Here is a 280-nt window from a genome sequence, read left to right as displayed (position 1 = left end):
TTGGGATCATCAAGGCTGAAATTATCGAAAAGACACAGGATGAGATAAAAACGCTGGTTGCCTGCTTCGACTCCGGCAGTGCGACTTGTGATACTCAGGAAAAACTCACAGTACTTGAAAAACAGATAGATAATGCGATGAAAAAAGAATACATTGAAAAAATCCGTGCAAAAGCCGTTTCTTTAACGGAGCTTCAAGCTAAAAAAATGCCTTTTCCTGCAGAAAATATAGAATTTAAAGTCTTGAAAAGTGAAATTATCGAAAGGAATGCAGCGGGTGC

At 38.6% G+C, this 280-nt stretch carries 1 protein-coding gene; it reads left to right on the top strand.

All coding sequences use genetic code 11. The annotated features are described in order from the left end of the window. On the top strand, positions 1-280 hold a 280-nt coding region (locus KW93_RS17375), incomplete at both ends, for a hypothetical protein (RefSeq protein ID WP_033541636.1).

The sequence above is a fragment of the Planococcus sp. CAU13 genome (assembly GCF_000775575.1).
Classification (GTDB): Bacteria; Bacillota; Bacilli; order Bacillales_A; family Planococcaceae; genus Planococcus.
This window is presented reverse-complemented; position numbering and strand designations above follow the sequence as displayed.